The organism is Rossellomorea vietnamensis, assembly GCF_001305855.1.
GTDB lineage: Bacteria > Bacillota > Bacilli > Bacillales > Bacillaceae_B > Rossellomorea > Rossellomorea vietnamensis_A.
Genome location: NZ_LIXZ01000003.1, coordinates 69745 through 84774, shown reverse-complemented (window position 1 = coordinate 84774; position 15030 = coordinate 69745). Strand labels below are relative to the sequence as shown.

The 15030-nt window shown below is 45.9% G+C and carries 16 protein-coding genes; 9 read left to right on the top strand and 7 right to left on the bottom strand.

Going from position 1 to position 15030, the window contains the following annotated elements; genetic code table 11:
• Nucleotides 1-5: 5 nt before the first annotated feature.
• Nucleotides 6-134, bottom strand: coding sequence for a YflJ family protein (locus AM506_RS22015; protein WP_082386245.1), 129 nt, complete (start codon nucleotides 132-134; stop codon nucleotides 6-8).
• Between the two features lie 276 nt (nucleotides 135-410).
• A complete protein-coding gene (locus AM506_RS05135; RefSeq protein ID WP_060671424.1) occupies nucleotides 411-1700 on the bottom strand; it encodes an MDR family MFS transporter in 1290 nt (429 codons plus the stop codon).
• Between the two features lie 187 nt (nucleotides 1701-1887).
• On the opposite strand from AM506_RS05135, the gene AM506_RS05130 reads away from it, so the two are divergent.
• The gene (locus AM506_RS05130) at nucleotides 1888-2469 is read left to right on the top strand and encodes a DUF6944 family repetitive protein (protein WP_152968531.1); all 582 of its coding nucleotides are present in this window, start codon (nucleotides 1888-1890) and stop codon (nucleotides 2467-2469) included.
• 383 nt (nucleotides 2470-2852) lie between these two features.
• Here the strand turns inward: AM506_RS05130 and AM506_RS05125 are convergent, their stop codons facing one another.
• Complete coding sequence (locus tag AM506_RS05125) at nucleotides 2853-4085, bottom strand: aminopeptidase (protein WP_060671422.1); 1233 nt, start codon at nucleotides 4083-4085, stop codon at nucleotides 2853-2855.
• 255 nt (nucleotides 4086-4340) lie between these two features.
• Here AM506_RS05125 and AM506_RS05120 point away from each other — a divergent pair, with 255 nt between their 5' ends.
• Nucleotides 4341-4706, top strand: coding sequence for a hypothetical protein (locus AM506_RS05120; RefSeq protein ID WP_235576051.1), 366 nt, complete (start codon nucleotides 4341-4343; stop codon nucleotides 4704-4706).
• A 133-nt stretch (nucleotides 4707-4839) separates the two neighbouring features.
• On the opposite strand, the gene AM506_RS05115 is transcribed toward AM506_RS05120, so the two are convergent.
• Nucleotides 4840-5298: an RrF2 family transcriptional regulator gene (locus AM506_RS05115; protein ID WP_060671421.1), complete on the bottom strand. Its 459-nt coding sequence runs from the start codon at nucleotides 5296-5298 to the stop codon at nucleotides 4840-4842.
• Between the two features lie 161 nt (nucleotides 5299-5459).
• Between AM506_RS05115 and hmpA the strand changes: the two genes are divergently transcribed.
• Complete coding sequence (gene hmpA / locus AM506_RS05110) at nucleotides 5460-6668, top strand: NO-inducible flavohemoprotein (RefSeq protein ID WP_060671420.1); 1209 nt, start codon at nucleotides 5460-5462, stop codon at nucleotides 6666-6668.
• A gap of 145 nt (nucleotides 6669-6813) precedes the next feature.
• Here the strand turns inward: hmpA and AM506_RS22945 are convergent, their stop codons facing one another.
• Nucleotides 6814-6981, bottom strand: a complete 168-nt coding sequence (locus tag AM506_RS22945; protein WP_200908413.1) for a hypothetical protein — start codon at nucleotides 6979-6981, stop codon at nucleotides 6814-6816.
• Between the two features lie 186 nt (nucleotides 6982-7167).
• Here AM506_RS22945 and AM506_RS05105 point away from each other — a divergent pair, with 186 nt between their 5' ends.
• The gene (locus AM506_RS05105) at nucleotides 7168-7545 is read left to right on the top strand and encodes a DnaJ family domain-containing protein (protein ID WP_060671419.1); all 378 of its coding nucleotides are present in this window, start codon (nucleotides 7168-7170) and stop codon (nucleotides 7543-7545) included.
• Nucleotides 7546-7584: 39 nt separating this feature from the next.
• Here the strand turns inward: AM506_RS05105 and AM506_RS05100 are convergent, their stop codons facing one another.
• Together AM506_RS05100 and AM506_RS05095 are read right to left on the bottom strand one after the other, a co-directional pair.
• Nucleotides 7585-7770, bottom strand: coding sequence for a hypothetical protein (locus AM506_RS05100; protein WP_060671418.1), 186 nt, complete (start codon nucleotides 7768-7770; stop codon nucleotides 7585-7587).
• Between the two features lie 44 nt (nucleotides 7771-7814).
• The gene (locus AM506_RS05095; RefSeq protein WP_060671417.1) at nucleotides 7815-9296 is read right to left on the bottom strand and encodes a methyl-accepting chemotaxis protein; all 1482 of its coding nucleotides are present in this window, start codon (nucleotides 9294-9296) and stop codon (nucleotides 7815-7817) included.
• A gap of 177 nt (nucleotides 9297-9473) precedes the next feature.
• On the opposite strand from AM506_RS05095, the gene motA reads away from it, so the two are divergent.
• From motA to AM506_RS05070, 5 genes are all read left to right on the top strand, one after another.
• Nucleotides 9474-10265, top strand: a complete 792-nt coding sequence (gene motA, locus AM506_RS05090) for a flagellar motor stator protein MotA (protein ID WP_060671416.1) — start codon at nucleotides 9474-9476, stop codon at nucleotides 10263-10265.
• The gene (gene motB / locus AM506_RS05085; protein ID WP_060671415.1) at nucleotides 10252-11049 is read left to right on the top strand and encodes a flagellar motor protein MotB; all 798 of its coding nucleotides are present in this window, start codon (nucleotides 10252-10254) and stop codon (nucleotides 11047-11049) included. The genes motA and motB overlap by 14 nt, the downstream gene beginning before the upstream one ends.
• 319 nt (nucleotides 11050-11368) lie before the next feature.
• A complete protein-coding gene (locus tag AM506_RS05080) occupies nucleotides 11369-12760 on the top strand; it encodes an alanine/glycine:cation symporter family protein (protein WP_060671414.1) in 1392 nt (463 codons plus the stop codon).
• A 131-nt stretch (nucleotides 12761-12891) separates the two neighbouring features.
• The gene (locus tag AM506_RS05075; RefSeq protein WP_060671413.1) at nucleotides 12892-13986 is read left to right on the top strand and encodes a carbohydrate kinase; all 1095 of its coding nucleotides are present in this window, start codon (nucleotides 12892-12894) and stop codon (nucleotides 13984-13986) included.
• A 19-nt stretch (nucleotides 13987-14005) separates the two neighbouring features.
• On the top strand, nucleotides 14006-14935 hold the full coding sequence (locus AM506_RS05070) for a pseudouridine-5'-phosphate glycosidase (RefSeq protein WP_152968537.1): 930 nt from the start codon (nucleotides 14006-14008) through the stop codon (nucleotides 14933-14935).
• Nucleotides 14936-15030 lie beyond the last annotated feature (95 nt).

Below are 15030 nucleotides of genomic sequence, written 5' to 3'. Positions count from 1 at the left end.
TCATTTTATTTTGTGCGTTCTAATAGGTTTGCAAGAACGTGTTTTTTGTAGGATTCGACATAGCGTTCTTCGTAATGGCGTACCCCTGCTTTTTTTAGTTCTTGTACGTACCAGCCTTTGCTTCCGATATGCATTGAAATCAACATCCTTTCTTTGCGTAGTATTGATTGGAATCTCCGACTAGCTCATTACATGAGCTACGTTAAGATTGCTTACGGTTGTACATTGTAACATCTCACTTTTTATGGGAAAAGGGGGTAAACCGAATTTTTCGGATTCATCCTTTTCTGAAAATTTTTTTCGGGTTCAATTTCGAAAAAGCGAATCCCTGCAACCGACAAAATAGGTAACTCAGAGTGATGCTGCCCTATCTATAAAAAAAGGAATGATCCGTCACGGATCATTCCTTTTTAGTGAGCAGATTTCTTCAGTTCCAATTCTTCCTTTTCAAAGCGCTCGAACATGATGAAGAAGAGACCGGCACTCACAAGAGCCAGGATGGAAAGGAGGATAAACGTCCAATCATACCCTACATAAAGAGACAGGGTGATGGATAGAGGCGCAATCGTCCTCGCGATCGTGAAACGCAGGCTGGCTGCGGCGAAATACTGGCCGCGCATATGATCTGGTGCAAGCTTCGATACGAAGCTTTGCTGGATCCCCGCAGTCATCAGTTCGGCGAAAGTGAACACCGCCATGCTGATTACAAACATCCAGACAGAACTGGTCTGCCCGAACATGAAAATCGACACTGCGTAGATGACAGACGATAAGATGAACACATTGCGCTCTCTGAATTTCGTGATCCACCTCGTAATGACCACGGTTAGAAGGGCGACCAGGAATCCATTTTCAGATAAAATCAGTCCGAATACCTGCTCACTCACGAGTGTCAATGACCAGTCTCCTAAGCTGAAAAGAGTGGCCTTATCCATGACATCTTTAATATATACAGGAATCAGGAGATCCAATTGCATGAACGTTTGACCTACCAGGACCCCGGCTAAAATAAACAATAAGAACGTTTTATCCTTGAAAATCACACTATAGTCTTTGAATTGATCCGACAACACACTGTGCCAGGCTTTCTTTTTTCCCTCTGTGACAAGGAGCTTATTTTTATCAGCGGGTGCCGTTTCCCTTGTCATTTTATATAGTAGCAGAGCTAAAAGCATACATATTAGTGCCGCTGCGATCAATAATTGAAAACGGTAGTGGACGTAGAAAATACCCCCTAATATCGGGCCGACAACGACGGCGATATTGATGGATGTATAGAAGACGGCAAACACATGGCTCCGATCTTTCTCATCCACGACATCGGCAACCATGGCCTGACTTGCCGGCCAATAAAAGGAACCGAATACACCGACCAAACTGAAACAGATAAAGCCGATCATGGCAGAATCGAGCCACGGCGAACTGGCCAGTCCAAAGATTAAAAAGGCAAAACCTTGTCCGAAGGCCGAGATGACCATCATCCGCTTTCGTCCGAATCTATCCGCGCAATAGCCTCCCATCAGATTCGCGAGTACCGCGAATACCTGTGAAAGAACCAATAATAACCCAGCAGTCTGCTTTCCGAATGACTCTGTAAAATAGATCGTCAAAAACGGAAAGAACATCCAGAAAGTAATGTTAATCGCTGCTTCCCCAAACAGCCGGACCTTTAAATTACGGTCCCAATCCCGAATTCTCACCTATACCCCTCCCCTTATGTAACTCTAGATGAACTAGAATATCATAGCCCGACAGGACAAATTAAACAAGACTGATTTACTGGAATTTTACAAAATATTTACTCATGCCAATATGGTGCTCGAGATACCCTTTTCGCCTTTAGGAATACATTAGAAGTAGTAAGGGAGAAAGGATCGGTGGATGGTGGTGAGCGATAGACTAATTCTCATTACTGGGGCGTGGACCCAGGTCGTCGGGACAGTGATTGCTGCCATCGGTGAAACCATGATCATTCAGGAAGAGCGATTGGAATTGGAGCCTCTCGGATTTCGACTGGTCTCCATCGGAAATGGTCTCGAGGCTACAGGCAATTCTCTGCAGGCTGTCGGGGCAGAAAAATTGTCGGATGGCTCCATAGGGGAGACTTACCGGGTGGCCGGTGACTGGCTCCAGGCTTCAGGAAACGTCACGAATGTAATCGCAGCTGAGCTTCAATTTTCCGGTCAAGAGGTGGAGGGATTGAATCTGGATATATTCGGGGACACCGTCCAGTCCGTAGGGGCAGGACTCGAAGCCTACGGCGCAACATTGAGCACACGTGCGTACTCCAACCTCCTCGCTGCTGGAAATACGATTCAATCCCTGGGGGCAGCCCTTGAAGCAGTAGGTGAGACTTATATTTTAAAAGGAATGAGGGGACTAGGGCTGCAAATCACCACTTTCGGCAGCTATGCCCAGGCAGCCGGTGCGACGATTGCTGCCATTGCGTTGACGAAACAGTATGGGTAGGGGCATTTTTTTATGAAAGAGAAAGGAGATTACTAAATAATAAGGATTTGTCTCTATTAGGGACGGATAATTGGTTGTTTGTCTGAAGGTGGGGGAAGGATTTAACTTGTTGGAAATGGGAATTGCGTCATTATCAGAGGTGATTGCGTCGAAATAAAATTTATTGCGTCATTTTTTTGATATTTGCATCAAAATCTTGGGTATTTGCGTCTTTTTACAATGATACCCATAAGACTGAGCGCTCAGTCAGCTAGGTTCAATCAAGTCCAACCAACATCCCCCAAGCCAACCCAACGTCATCCACCAACCAACCCCCTCCCCAAAACAAAAACCCCCAAAAGACAGCCAAGCCGCCTCCCAGGGGTTCACACTACATACAAAAATTAAAGCGCCCAACCGCCATCGCGGAATACTGCTTCAGTCGAGCCGTCTTCTTTCACTCCGTCGATGTTCATTTTGTCAGAACCAATCATGAAGTCAACGTGGGTGATACTGTTGTTCAAGCCGTTTTTCTCAAGCTCTTCTTCATTCATTTTCTTTCCGCCTTCGATACAGAATGCATAGGCATTACCGATCGCAAGGTGGTTTGATGCGTTCTCATCGAATAATGTGTTGTAGAATAACACGTTCGATTGAGAGATTGGGGACTGATGTGGAACAAGGGCGATTTCACCAAGATAGTGAGACCCTTCATCGGTGTCCACAAGGCGCTTCAGGATTTCCTCTCCTTCTTCAGCCTTTACGTTCACGATGCGACCGTTTTCGAATGTGATCGTGAAGTTGTCGATTACATTACCACCGTAGCTAAGCGGCTTCGTGCTTGAAACTGTGCCGTTTACACCAGTCTTAAGTGGAACCGTGAACACTTCTTCTGTCGGCATATTCGCCATGAAAGTCGTTCCTTCTTCGTTCACACTTCCTGCTCCTACCCACAGATGGCCTTTCGGAAGCTCGATGGTAAGGTCCGTCCCTGGTGCTGTGTAATGAAGCTTCTGGAAGTTCTTTTCGTTCAGGTATTCTACTTTTTCGTGAAGGTTTGCGTCGTGATCCTTCCATGCCTGGACAGGGTCAGCCTGGTCGGCACGGACCGCTTTGAAGATTGCGTCCCATAACAGGTCGACTTGTTCTTCTTCAGAAGCATCCGGGAATACTTTTGCAGCCCAGTCTTTCGAAGGAGCGGCGAGCACACACCAGCTGACTTTGTCAGATTGGATGAACTGACGATATTTGGACATCGCTTTACCGGCAACCTTCTGGAAGTTCGAGATGCGATCAGGATTGACGCCTTTTAAAAGGTCGGGGCTTGAAGAGACGATGCTCATGAAGGCAGCTCCGCCTTCCGCAAGCGTTTCGACTTCGCGTGCTTTCCACTCAGGGAACTCCTGGAATGCTTCATCCGGGGCAAGATCGTATTTCGTACGGTTTACGGTGTCATCGCTCCAGTTTACATATACGTGCTTAGCTCCTACTTCATAGGCTTTCTTTACTACTAAGCGGACAAATTCTGCAGAGTCGATGGACGTGTTGATGACGAGGGTCTGGCCCTTTTGAACATTCACTCCAACTTCGACTGCAAGACTTGCGTATTTCTCTAAATTTTGTTGGAAATTAGTCATATGTATTCTCCTTTTTTCAGAATGTTCTATTACATCCTTATTGTATCAGTGCGGGCACCGTTTGCAAGTGTTTACACCTATCTTTGTATCGTATGTCAAAGAAGAGGAAAGTATTTATTCATGCCTTTAAATTTGAACGTTGTATGGCAACGACTCAAGATTCATAGCCTGCACTCGGACAACTATACTATAATGATGGGAGCGCTTTTAAAAAAGGGGGAAGACAATTTGCCTTGGAATGTCCTATTATTACGAATGTCCGCCATTTATGGGTTTATCGGAGCATTTCTCGGGTCTCATATGGCCGGGGCCGGATCGTATGCATTCAAGCCGATCCACGCTCATATCCTTGTGGTCGGGTGGTTGAGCTTATTTGCCTACTCTTCCTATTATCGATCCTATCAGGTACCGAAGTCTTCTAAGCTGGCATTTGCCCATGTGTGGACGGCGATCATCGGTTCGATCGGATTGACCGTCGGGATGTGGATGTACAATTTGAATCCATTCAATCTGCCTGCGGGCTTTACGACCGTCTTTTATATTGTCGGGGGAAGCACGCTGTTACTCAGCTTTTTCCTGTTTCTATTGATGACGTTCAAGTATAGCGAGAGTAAAAAGTAAGGCCCGTTCCGGTTGAAAGGGTTTTGTGTCGGTCAATCGTTCAGCTGCTGAATATTCTTCAATAATCAGCCGCTGAACCAACATTTAATTCTCATAAAAAAAACTCCCCACCGGAAATCGGTGAGAAGGATCTTTAAGTGGATGTTTCATCCCGTTTCTGCTCTTGAAAGAGGAACCGGTAGTCCATGGGATTCTGGATGAGGTCGGACAGGGTGTAATCATCGAGGACAGAAAGATAGGCGTTCAATGCTTTGCCGAGGACATGCTTCAAACCGCATACCGGCGTGATGATGCAGGTGTTGTTTTCAGCATCGAAGCATTCGACAAGATGGAAATCCTCTTCCGTCGCACGTACAAGTTTCCCTATATTGATGTCTTCAGGGGACTGTGCAAGCCTGATCCCGCCATTTCTGCCGCGGGTCGTTTCGATCATCCCCATTTTTCCGAGTTCATATGTCACTTTCATCAGGTGATTCTTTGAGATGCTGTAGGCATCCGCGATTTCTTTTATATTAGAGAGTTCGTCCTTCGGTTTTGACGCAAGGAAAATCAGGACCCTCAGTGAGTAGTCAGTGTATAAAGTTAGTCTCATGTATCTCACCTTTCCGTTCCATTATCCCCATTATACAAAAGGAAGTAAGTTTGTGTCTAAATGTGACTGTTTTGTTAAAGATGTATTTTGTATATTGCTTTAGTTGATAAGCGGGAGTAGTCTAAAGATGTATTCAAAATATATCTTTAGAGGTGACCAAAATGCTATCTCAAAAAACCATTGAAATCGTGAAATCCACTGCTCCAGTATTAGAAGTCAAAGGAACGGAAATTACGTCTACTTTTTATAAAAATTTATTTACCAATCATCCAGAATTACTAAATATTTTCAATCATGCCAATCAGAAAAAGGGCAGACAACAAACCGCATTAGCGAATACGGTGTATGCTGCAGCTCAAAATATCGATAAGCTCGAAATGATCCTGCCTGTTGTAAAGCAAATCGCCCACAAGCATAGAAGTTTAGGAGTCAAGCCTGAGCATTATCCAATTGTTGGCGAGCATCTGCTTCAAGCCATCAAGCAAGTTCTGGGAGATGCAGCGACAGATGAGATCATCGAAGCATGGGGAGACGCATACGGTGTCATTGCCGGAGTATTCATCGATGTAGAAGAAGAAATGTATAAAGAAACTGAAAATAAAGATGCCGGCTACAGAGACTTTAAACCATTCCTCATTGCTAAAAAGGTAGTGGAAAGTGACGTTATCACTTCTTTCTATCTTCAACCGAAAGAAGGCGGCAGTGTCCCAACCTACATGCCGGGTCAATATTTATCTGTCAGAGTGACGATTCCTGGTGAAGAATTCACCCATATTCGTCAGTACAGTTTATCAAGCGCGCCAATGGACCACCAGTTCAGAATTTCTGTTAAAAGAGAAGCAGATTGCGATCCGGCAGGGAAGGTGTCCAACTTCTTACATGATAAAGCAATCGTAGGAAGCGAGATTGAAGTCAGTGCACCGGCCGGGGATTTCTATTTAGAGGACGGGGACTCACCTGTTGCGTTTATAAGCGGAGGCGTCGGAATCACACCTATGATGAGTATGCTCGAACAAGTGGCCAAATCCACACCGGAACGTAAAACAGCATTTATCCATGCGAGCAGACATGAAGGCGTGCATGCCTTTAAAGGGGACGTCGAAAAGCTCATGACGGAACTTGAAAACGGGGAAGCTTGCTATGTTTATGAAAATCCACGGGAAGAATCTCCATCCCACTTTAAAGGATATGTGAATAAAGAGATCCTGAAACAGTATGTGGACGCTGGAACCGAATGTTATGTGTGTGGTCCTGCACCATTCATGAAAGCTGTCATCGGTACATTGAAGGAAATGGGTGTATCCAAGGTGCGTTTCGAGTTCTTCGGTCCGGCAATGGATTTAAGTAAGCAGGAAAGTGTGACGGTTTAACGATTTGAAAATAAAATCGAATAAATGAAAATAAACCTTCCTTATTTGAAAATAAAAGGGTGCTCAGACAGATCAGCATCCAAATTCATTTTATTTCGGTGAAGGATAACAGAAAAACGCTAGGGATTCCTAGCGTTTTTCGACTTTAGTAGCGATGTTCATCGTTATCTTCACGATTTTTAAACGCTTCCTGTGTCACGATCAATTCTTCATCGCCAGCGGCATCCTCAGAATGTTTAGCAGATGTACTATTTTGAGGGAAGTTCCCCGGGTGTCCCTTTTTCTTTGATTCGAATGATTTACCACGTGCCATATCAGCCACTCCTTTTCGTTCGTGATAGTGGTAGTTTTTCCAGGAGGAACGAAAATATGTGAAAGTGAATTGTCAGAAAATAGACGCATCCTACATGTGCAACCTTCTGCTCGGTTGGATATACTAGTAGTAACAGATTCAGGAAATGCTTCTTTAGAACCAATCCATTTCCAAGGGGTGATAGCGTTGGATTTTTCAAGCATTGTTTCGGAACAGCGAATTAAGAAGGCGTACGAGGACGGGGAGTTCGAGAACCTTCCCGGCTATGGAAAACCGCTTAATCTTGACGATGACAGAGGGGTTCCCCAGGAATTAAGAATGGCCCATCGAATCATGAAGAATGCAGGATTCACAACGGATGAGAAGAATGTAAAAAAAGAAATGATGAGGATCGAAGACTTGATCAGAGTCTGTGATAATGAAGAGGAAGAACGGGAATTAAAGCAGAATCTGAATGAGAAAATGCTGAAATACAACAGCTTGCTTTCAAAGAAGAGAATCAAAACAAATAGTTCTTTGTTCAAAAATTATGAACATAAACTGGAAGATAAGCTGCTGAAATAAAGAAAACACCACTTTCCGTCACGGAAAGTGGTGTTTTCTTTATTTTGGGTCCTCGTCCTCTTTAAATAGGAAGAAGGAAATCACGCCGGATAGGAGCGTGCCCCCGATGATCAGCATGAACTTTGAACCAGTTTCGATTTCGGAATAATATTTGCCGAGCATCCAATAACATGCAACGGCTACGAGTATCATGATGGGGATGATCATGGTGAATCGTTTTTTCAACAGTGCCACATCCTTTAAAGCTTCTCTTCTTAGTTTACCACAGATTATGCTTTGACACTGTTCTGAATCCGGGCTGCACTTGTGGCAGTATCTTGAACATATTGTGCAATCGTCCGGTTGTCACCGTGAAGGGTTTCGATGGTGGCACTGATTTCCTCAAGGCCCGCGGAAGTCTGTTGGATGACAGCAGCGAGCTCCTTCGTTGAAAGCTCTGCTTCCTCGGTCTGGCCCCTTACGTCAGATGCGGTGGACGTGAGGCGTTGGAATTCGTTTGACAGGGCGTCCAGCTTCTCGCGCAACGATGTGAAATACGCGGTGACTTCACCGGTAGCCCCGACATTCTCATTCAGCTTCTCAGAGCTTAGATTCATGATTTCAACAGCAGAAGAGTTTACTGCGTTGACGGATGCGAGATTGTCGTTGATGCGTGTCGCCGTATTCCGGGTGATTTCCGCCAATTTCCGTATTTCATCGGCTACGATACTAAAGCCTCGTCCTGCTTCTCCTGCCCGCGCAGCCTCGATGGATGCATTCAAGGCGAGCAGATTGGTTTGGTCAGTGATGTCCTGGATACTGCCGATAAAGCTGTTGGTTTCTTCAATTTTGTTGGTGAGCTCTTTAAAGGTCTGGTGAAGGCCTTCAATGATGTTTTTTAATTCGATCATATTCTCCTGCAGATCCATGACCCTTTCGCTTCCTGATACGGCAATCGCATTCGCATCGGTTGAGTGGGCGGTAAGATCATCAGACAGCTTCGCCACTTCCTCCATCTTACTCATTGTCGTTTCAGTCACGAGGGCGATGTTATTGATTTGATCACTTTGGGTGACACTGCCCGCTGAAATTTCATTCACTGCCGTTTTCATTTCATCATGGGAGACGAGATGGGTTTGGACCTGTTCGTTGATTTGCTGGATGCTTCCTGAGATGGTCGCAAGTTCTTTTTGTAAGAAGTTTCGCTGGTCTTCTTTTTTCCTGCTTTCGTTTTCGGTCGTGTGGATAAATTCCTGAAGCTGCCTGAATTGTGTACGATTCAGTTGGATGACGACGGCCAGGACGATTCCTAACAACACATAACTCAGCAGAGAAGGGATAAATAATTCAGTGAAAATGGGATCATCCTTTGGAGCAAGCAATCCATTCAGTAAGAGCATGGCAAGACCGGATGTGAACCCAATTCCGAAAATGACAGGGTTAAAATGAATAGCGCTGATAACAGCTAAAAATAAAAGGATGACTAAGTCGGGAGGGTTCGATCCTTCAAGAAAAAGCCAAATTCCCATTATGATATACGAAGTAGGGATGGCGAAATATACATAAAGATTCGGTTTTTTCAGAATGAATTGAAGCACAACAAAGTATCCGGCTAGAAACAGGATCTGTAATGCGAATACCGTTACGGTGATGGTGCCCGATTCATTAAGTATTGAATACGTGAGGGCGGCTGCAAGACTGATTCCATAGGTAATCAGCAGCAGAAGATTCTTTCTTTTACTATCGATTTCTTTCAATTGCTTGGGGGTCATGACATTTCTCTCCTTTTAATAAAATCCCGTATATTCCATATATCGACAAATGTTGCTTACTTCTTCATAACGTTTTACAGTAATTTTCACAAAATTTCGAATGAAACTATCACTCAATAATCAGAGGCTTTATCCGATATTAGTAGTAGACTACGATGAGTAAGGTGGAGCGATCAGATGGATAAGACGTCTATAATAGGAGTCATTTTAGGATTGATAGCGGTGGGAGTAGGGATGGTATTCAAAGGAGTAAGCCCGGTTGCCTTATTGAACCCTGCAGCCATTTTGATTATTTTACTGGGTACGGTGGCCGCAGTGACCATCGCTTTCCCGACACATGAAATCAAAAAAGTGCCGAAACTCTTCGGCATACTGTTTAAAGAACAAAAATTGCAGGACCCGAAACAAACGATCCAATTCTTCTCACAAGTGGCGGACCTTGCACGGAAAGAAGGGCTGCTTGCACTGGAAGCCAAAACACAGGAAGTGGATGATCCATTCCTCAGGGACGGACTTTCATTGGCGGTGGATGGACAGAGTGCCGATTACATAAGGGATGTGCTCCATGAAGAAATCGATGCCATGGAAGAACGTCACAGTGCAGGGGCCCTCATCTTCACACAGGCAGGGACGTATGCGCCGACACTTGGGGTCCTGGGGGCAGTCATTGGGTTGATCGCGGCCCTGAGCCACATGGATAATACCGATGAGCTCGGCTATGCGATATCTGCGGCTTTCGTTGCGACATTGCTTGGTATCTTCACGGGTTACGTCTTATGGCATCCTTTTGCCAACAAGCTGAAACGGAAATCAAAGCGTGAAGTTCAAATGAAAATGATGATGGTGGAAGGCATTCTTTCCATCATTGAGGGAGAATCTCCCCGTGTGATTGAACAGAAGCTTGCATCCTATTTACCGGCAAGTGAACGGATCTTGTTACTAAAGGGGGATGAGGATGAGGCGGCGTAAGAAGAAACATGACGACGAACATATGGATGAATCCTGGCTCATCCCGTATGCTGACTTACTCACTCTGCTTTTGGCCCTGTTTATCGTCTTGTACGCATCAAGCTCCGTGGATGCACAGAAGTTCAAGGAGCTCTCCCAGGTGTTCAGTGAAATCTTCACCGGAGGCACGGGAATGATGGAGTATCCAAGCCCTGTCGCCCCCCAGCAGTCCAGTGATCAACAAGAGAAGCAGGCTGCATCAGCTGGGGTAGATAAGGAAAAAGAAAAGGAAAAGGAAGTAAGTAAAGAAGAGCTTGCAAAGCAGGCCTTCATGAAAGATCAGGAAGAGCTGAAGGAAATCCAGGAAAAAATTAATGAATACATCAAAACGAATAATCTGGAGCTTCAATTCGTCACCAAGCTGACGGATGAAGGGCTCCTCCTCACGATTCGCGACAATGTATTATTCGACTCTGGGTCTGCAACGGTCCAGGGCAGTGACCAGAACGTTGCGGAGGAACTATCGGGCCTACTCGAAATGAATCCGCCTCGAAATATCATCATCAGCGGTCATACAGATAATGTGCCCATCCGTAATGCGGAATTCGACTCAAACTGGGAGCTCAGCGTCATGAGGGCGGTCAATTTCATGAAAATCATTTTAGACAATCCCTCCCTTGATCCCCAATGGTTCAGCGCGAAAGGATTCGGTGAATTCGAACCGATCGCAGACAACGGAACAGCAGAGGGACGGGGACAGAACCGCCGGGTGGAAGTGTTGATATTGCCGAGGGTGACAGAATAGAAGAGGGGACCTGCAGCGGAAAATCCGTTGCAGGTTTTTTGACGTATTTCCGGGGAAATGGAGGAACCATGTCGAAGGACAGGAGGCTTTCTGCAGAATGGCAGAGGATCATGTGCTGAAAAAATTTTAATAAGATAATGTTTCACGGTACCCATTTCAGGGAAAAGTCTGGCAAAAGCATGTAGAAGCAGTGGCTAATTTTTCAGGATCCGGGGTCTGTGAAAGATATCGATAGGCTTTATACATACGTTTGAACCAACAATTCCCCCGCGTATTATTCCAAACGTTAGCCACTGCCTCTATCAAAGGAGGAGCACGATTGGATACGTTTTTCGACATCATAGGTAAAATTTCGGCGTGGTTATGGGGTCCACCATTAATCATTGTCCTGGGTGCAACGGGGTTGTACTTAACAATATTATTAAAATTCATACAATTTCGGTATCCTCTTTACATTTTTAAGCAAACGGTTGGAAGTGTGTTTAAAAAGCCGAAAGGAGAAGGGACGGTCACTCCCCTCCAGGCGCTGACGTCTGCCCTGTCGTCCACGATCGGGGCCGCGAATATCGTCGGTGTCCCGGCTGCAATCATGTTCGGTGGTCCCGGGGCCGTTTTCTGGATGTGGGTCATTGCCCTTATCGGGATGGCGCTTAAGTTCTCGGAGAGTGTGCTTGCGGTCCGATACCGTGAGAAGAATGAAAAGGGAGAATTTGTCGGCGGTCCCATGTACTATATGACGAAAGGATTGAACATGAAGTGGCTTGGCGTCTGGTTCGCCTTTGCCCTTATGATCGAGCTGATTCCAAGCGTCATGGTACAAGGGAATGCCGTAGCTTCTACCGTGGAAGAAACCTTTAACGTAAATGGGTTGATTACGGGTATCATCGTGGCACTTATCGTCGTGCTGATCGTATTCGGCGGAATCAAACGGATCGGTAAGGTGACGGAGATCTTCGTTCCGTTCATGGCTCTGATTTATGTGGGGAGCGCCTTAGTGATTTTGTTTATGAATATGGATGCAGTACCTGAATTCTTCAGTTTGATTTTGTCACATGCCTTTCAACCTATGTCTGCAATGGGAGGTTTTGCCGGAGTGGCCATCGCGGAGACGATCCGCTGGGGATTTGCCCGGGGATTATACTCCAATGAAGCAGGGCTCGGAACGGCTCCGATTGCTCATGCAGCGGCGCAGACGGATCATCCTGTGCGCCAGGGCCTTTGGGCAATTGTCGGGATCGTGATCGACACGATCATCGTCTGTACAGCTACCGCTTTTGTCGTCTTATCATCAGGGGTGTGGACGGCAGAAAATGCTTTAGATGATCCTTCAGCCCTGACGACAGAGGCATTTACGAACTACTTCGGAGAATTTGGCGGGATCCTCGTCACGGTTTCACTGATTTTCTTCGTTTTGTCCACGATCATCGTCATTGTCTTTTACGGTGCGAAACAGGCAGAATTCCTGTTTGGCTGGAAGGCGGCTCAGGGGATAAAAGTGGTGTATACCGTTGCCATCGTCCTTGGATCTGTCGGAGCGGCCAAGGTCATCTGGCAATTCCTTGATTTAGCATTGGCGGCAATATTGATTCCGAATATCATCGCGGTCCTTTTACTAAGTAAAGAGGTTAAAAGACTCACCAATGAGTTCTTTACTTCCGAAGAATACTATTTAAAGGACACAGGTAAGGTAAAAGAAAAGAAAATATCGTAAACTTGTAGACTTGTTTTTCCGAAAGGAAGAGCAAGTCTTTTTTTTTTTTTGCAAACTTCCAACTTGTGTAAAATGAAACAAAAGTTTAGAATATTAACAAAAGTTACTTTTCTTTATAGGGGTGGGAGAAAGTGAACGAAAAGGAAAAGCTTTTATTGTCTTTCATTGAAGAGAATCCGTTTATGACGCAGCAGGAATTATCTGAGCGAAGTGGGGTTTCCCGATCGGCCGTAGCCGGTTATATTTCCAATCTGGTCAGGCAGGGGAAGATTTTAGGCCGTGCGTATGTGATCCCAAAGAGGAACGGGATTACCTGCATAGGGGGAGCCAACATCGACCGAAAGATGCAGTTGCTGGGTGAGATGATCCCGGAAACGTCCAATCCTGCGAGATCGGAACAGACGAGTGGCGGTGTGGCGAGAAATGTTGCTGAGAATCTTGGGAGACTCGGGAAGTCCACTAATCTCATCACCGTCGTAGGGGAAGACACAGAAGGCAGCTGGCTCATGAACGAGACGAAAACATTTGCTGATGTATCGGGGTCCCAGAGGCTTTTAAATGAAAGCACAGGAGCTTACTCAGCCGTATTGGACGAAAAGGGTGAATTGTTATTTGCCTTGGCAGATATGAACATTTATGAAAGCGTTGACATTGGTTTTATAGAAAGGCGATGGGGCTTGATTGCATCTTCAGACATGGTGCTTCTTGATACGAATTTTCCAGAAGATGTGTTGAAGTACATCATACGAAGATGTCAATCCGAAGGGGTTCCTCTGGCGGTGATCCCTGTGTCGGCTCCAAAGGTGAAGAAACTCCCTTCTTCATTGGAAGGTGTGTCATGGTTCATTTGCAATAAAGGGGAAGCAGAGATGTATCTGGATATGACGATCGAAACGGAGGGGGATTATTTCAAGGCGGCGAAGGACCTGACGATGAGGGGAGCGGAGCGTGCTGTCATTACCCGTGGAGATCAGGGCTTGATTTATTACACTACATACAACGAAGCAACGGCCATCCTGCCCCCGAAGGTTGAAGTGCAGGATGTGACCGGTGCTGGTGATGCCCTCGTAGCCGGCATATTATTTGGCTATTTAAAGGGATCCGATACGGACGGGGCGTGCAGGATCGGTGTGATTTGTTCGTCGATTACACTTCAGTCTAGGCATACGGTGGCACCGACTCTTAACGAAAGCAAGCTGCAACAGGAGTTCAGTCTCTATTATTAAGGGGGAAATGGTTGTGAATATCACTTCATATGTTGAATACTCAGAGGAAGTCAAAGAAGCGAAAAGGAAGGGCATGGCGCTCGTTGCACTGGAATCGACGATCATCTCTCACGGCATGCCATATCCACAAAATGTGAAGACGGCAAGGGAAGTTGAAGATATCATTCGATCAAAAGGCGCTGTACCGGCAACGATCGCGATTTTGAAAGGGAAGATTAAAATCGGATTATCCCATGAGGAGCTCGAATATTTAGGGCAGGCAACAGACGTAATCAAGGCGAGCCGCCGTGATATCCCGTATATCCTGGCATCCGGTAAAGACGGGGCGACGACAGTGGCGGCGACGATGATTTGTGCAGAGCTTGCCGGTATCCCGATATTTGTGACGGGCGGGATCGGAGGGGTGCACCGGAACGCTGAGGTGACGATGGATATTTCGGCGGATCTTGAGGAACTGGCCGTATCGAATGTAGCGGTTGTGTGTGCCGGGGCGAAATCCATATTGGATATCGGCCTGACCCTCGAATACCTGGAGACAAAGGGAGTACCCGTTCTAGGATACAGAACTGAGTCATTGCCGGCATTTTATACAAGAAGCAGTCCATATTCCGTGAATTATAAAGTTGAATCAGCAGAGGAGACAGCCGGCATATTGAAAGCGAAATGGGAACTGGGTCTGAAGGGCGGAGTGGTTGTAGCCAATCCGATCCCCGAAGAGGATGCCATGGATGAGCAGGAGATGGATCGTATCATTGAAGCAGCGTTAAAAGAAGCGGATTCAGAAGGGATCAAAGGAAAGGAAGCTACTCCATTCCTGCTTGGAAAAGTAAAGGAGCTGACTGATGGGAAGAGCCTGACGGCCAATATAGCCCTCGTGAAGCATAATGCTCATATCGGAGGAGAGATTGCTGTTCGATACGCCGAACTTCGCCGGATTGAAGCGATTTGAATGGAGATGACTGTAGGGTGACCCGGGCATAAATGTGTGCCCGGGTTTTTCGTGTGAATTGAGATTCGTCGTTTATATGTTGCAAAAGGTAGGGT

What these genes read in the sequence shown, in the direction of transcription:
- AM506_RS22015 (WP_082386245.1), bottom strand. Translation starts at nt 134, where the DNA reads ATGCATATCGGAAGCAAAGGCTGGTACGTACAAGAACTAAAAAAAGCA.
- AM506_RS05125 (WP_060671422.1), bottom strand. Translation starts at nt 4,085, where the DNA reads ATGACTAATTTCCAACAAAATTTAGAGAAATACGCAAGTCTTGCAGTC.
- AM506_RS05120 (WP_235576051.1), top strand. Translation starts at nt 4,341, where the DNA reads ATGTCCGCCATTTATGGGTTTATCGGAGCATTTCTCGGGTCTCATATG.
- AM506_RS05115 (WP_060671421.1), bottom strand. Translation starts at nt 5,298, where the DNA reads ATGAGACTAACTTTATACACTGACTACTCACTGAGGGTCCTGATTTTC.
- hmpA (WP_060671420.1), top strand. Translation starts at nt 5,460, where the DNA reads ATGCTATCTCAAAAAACCATTGAAATCGTGAAATCCACTGCTCCAGTA.
- AM506_RS22945 (WP_200908413.1), bottom strand. Translation starts at nt 6,981, where the DNA reads ATGGCACGTGGTAAATCATTCGAATCAAAGAAAAAGGGACACCCGGGG.
- AM506_RS05095 (WP_060671417.1), bottom strand. Translation starts at nt 9,296, where the DNA reads ATGACCCCCAAGCAATTGAAAGAAATCGATAGTAAAAGAAAGAATCTT.
- motA (WP_060671416.1), top strand. Translation starts at nt 9,474, where the DNA reads ATGGATAAGACGTCTATAATAGGAGTCATTTTAGGATTGATAGCGGTG.
- motB (WP_060671415.1), top strand. Translation starts at nt 10,252, where the DNA reads ATGAGGCGGCGTAAGAAGAAACATGACGACGAACATATGGATGAATCC.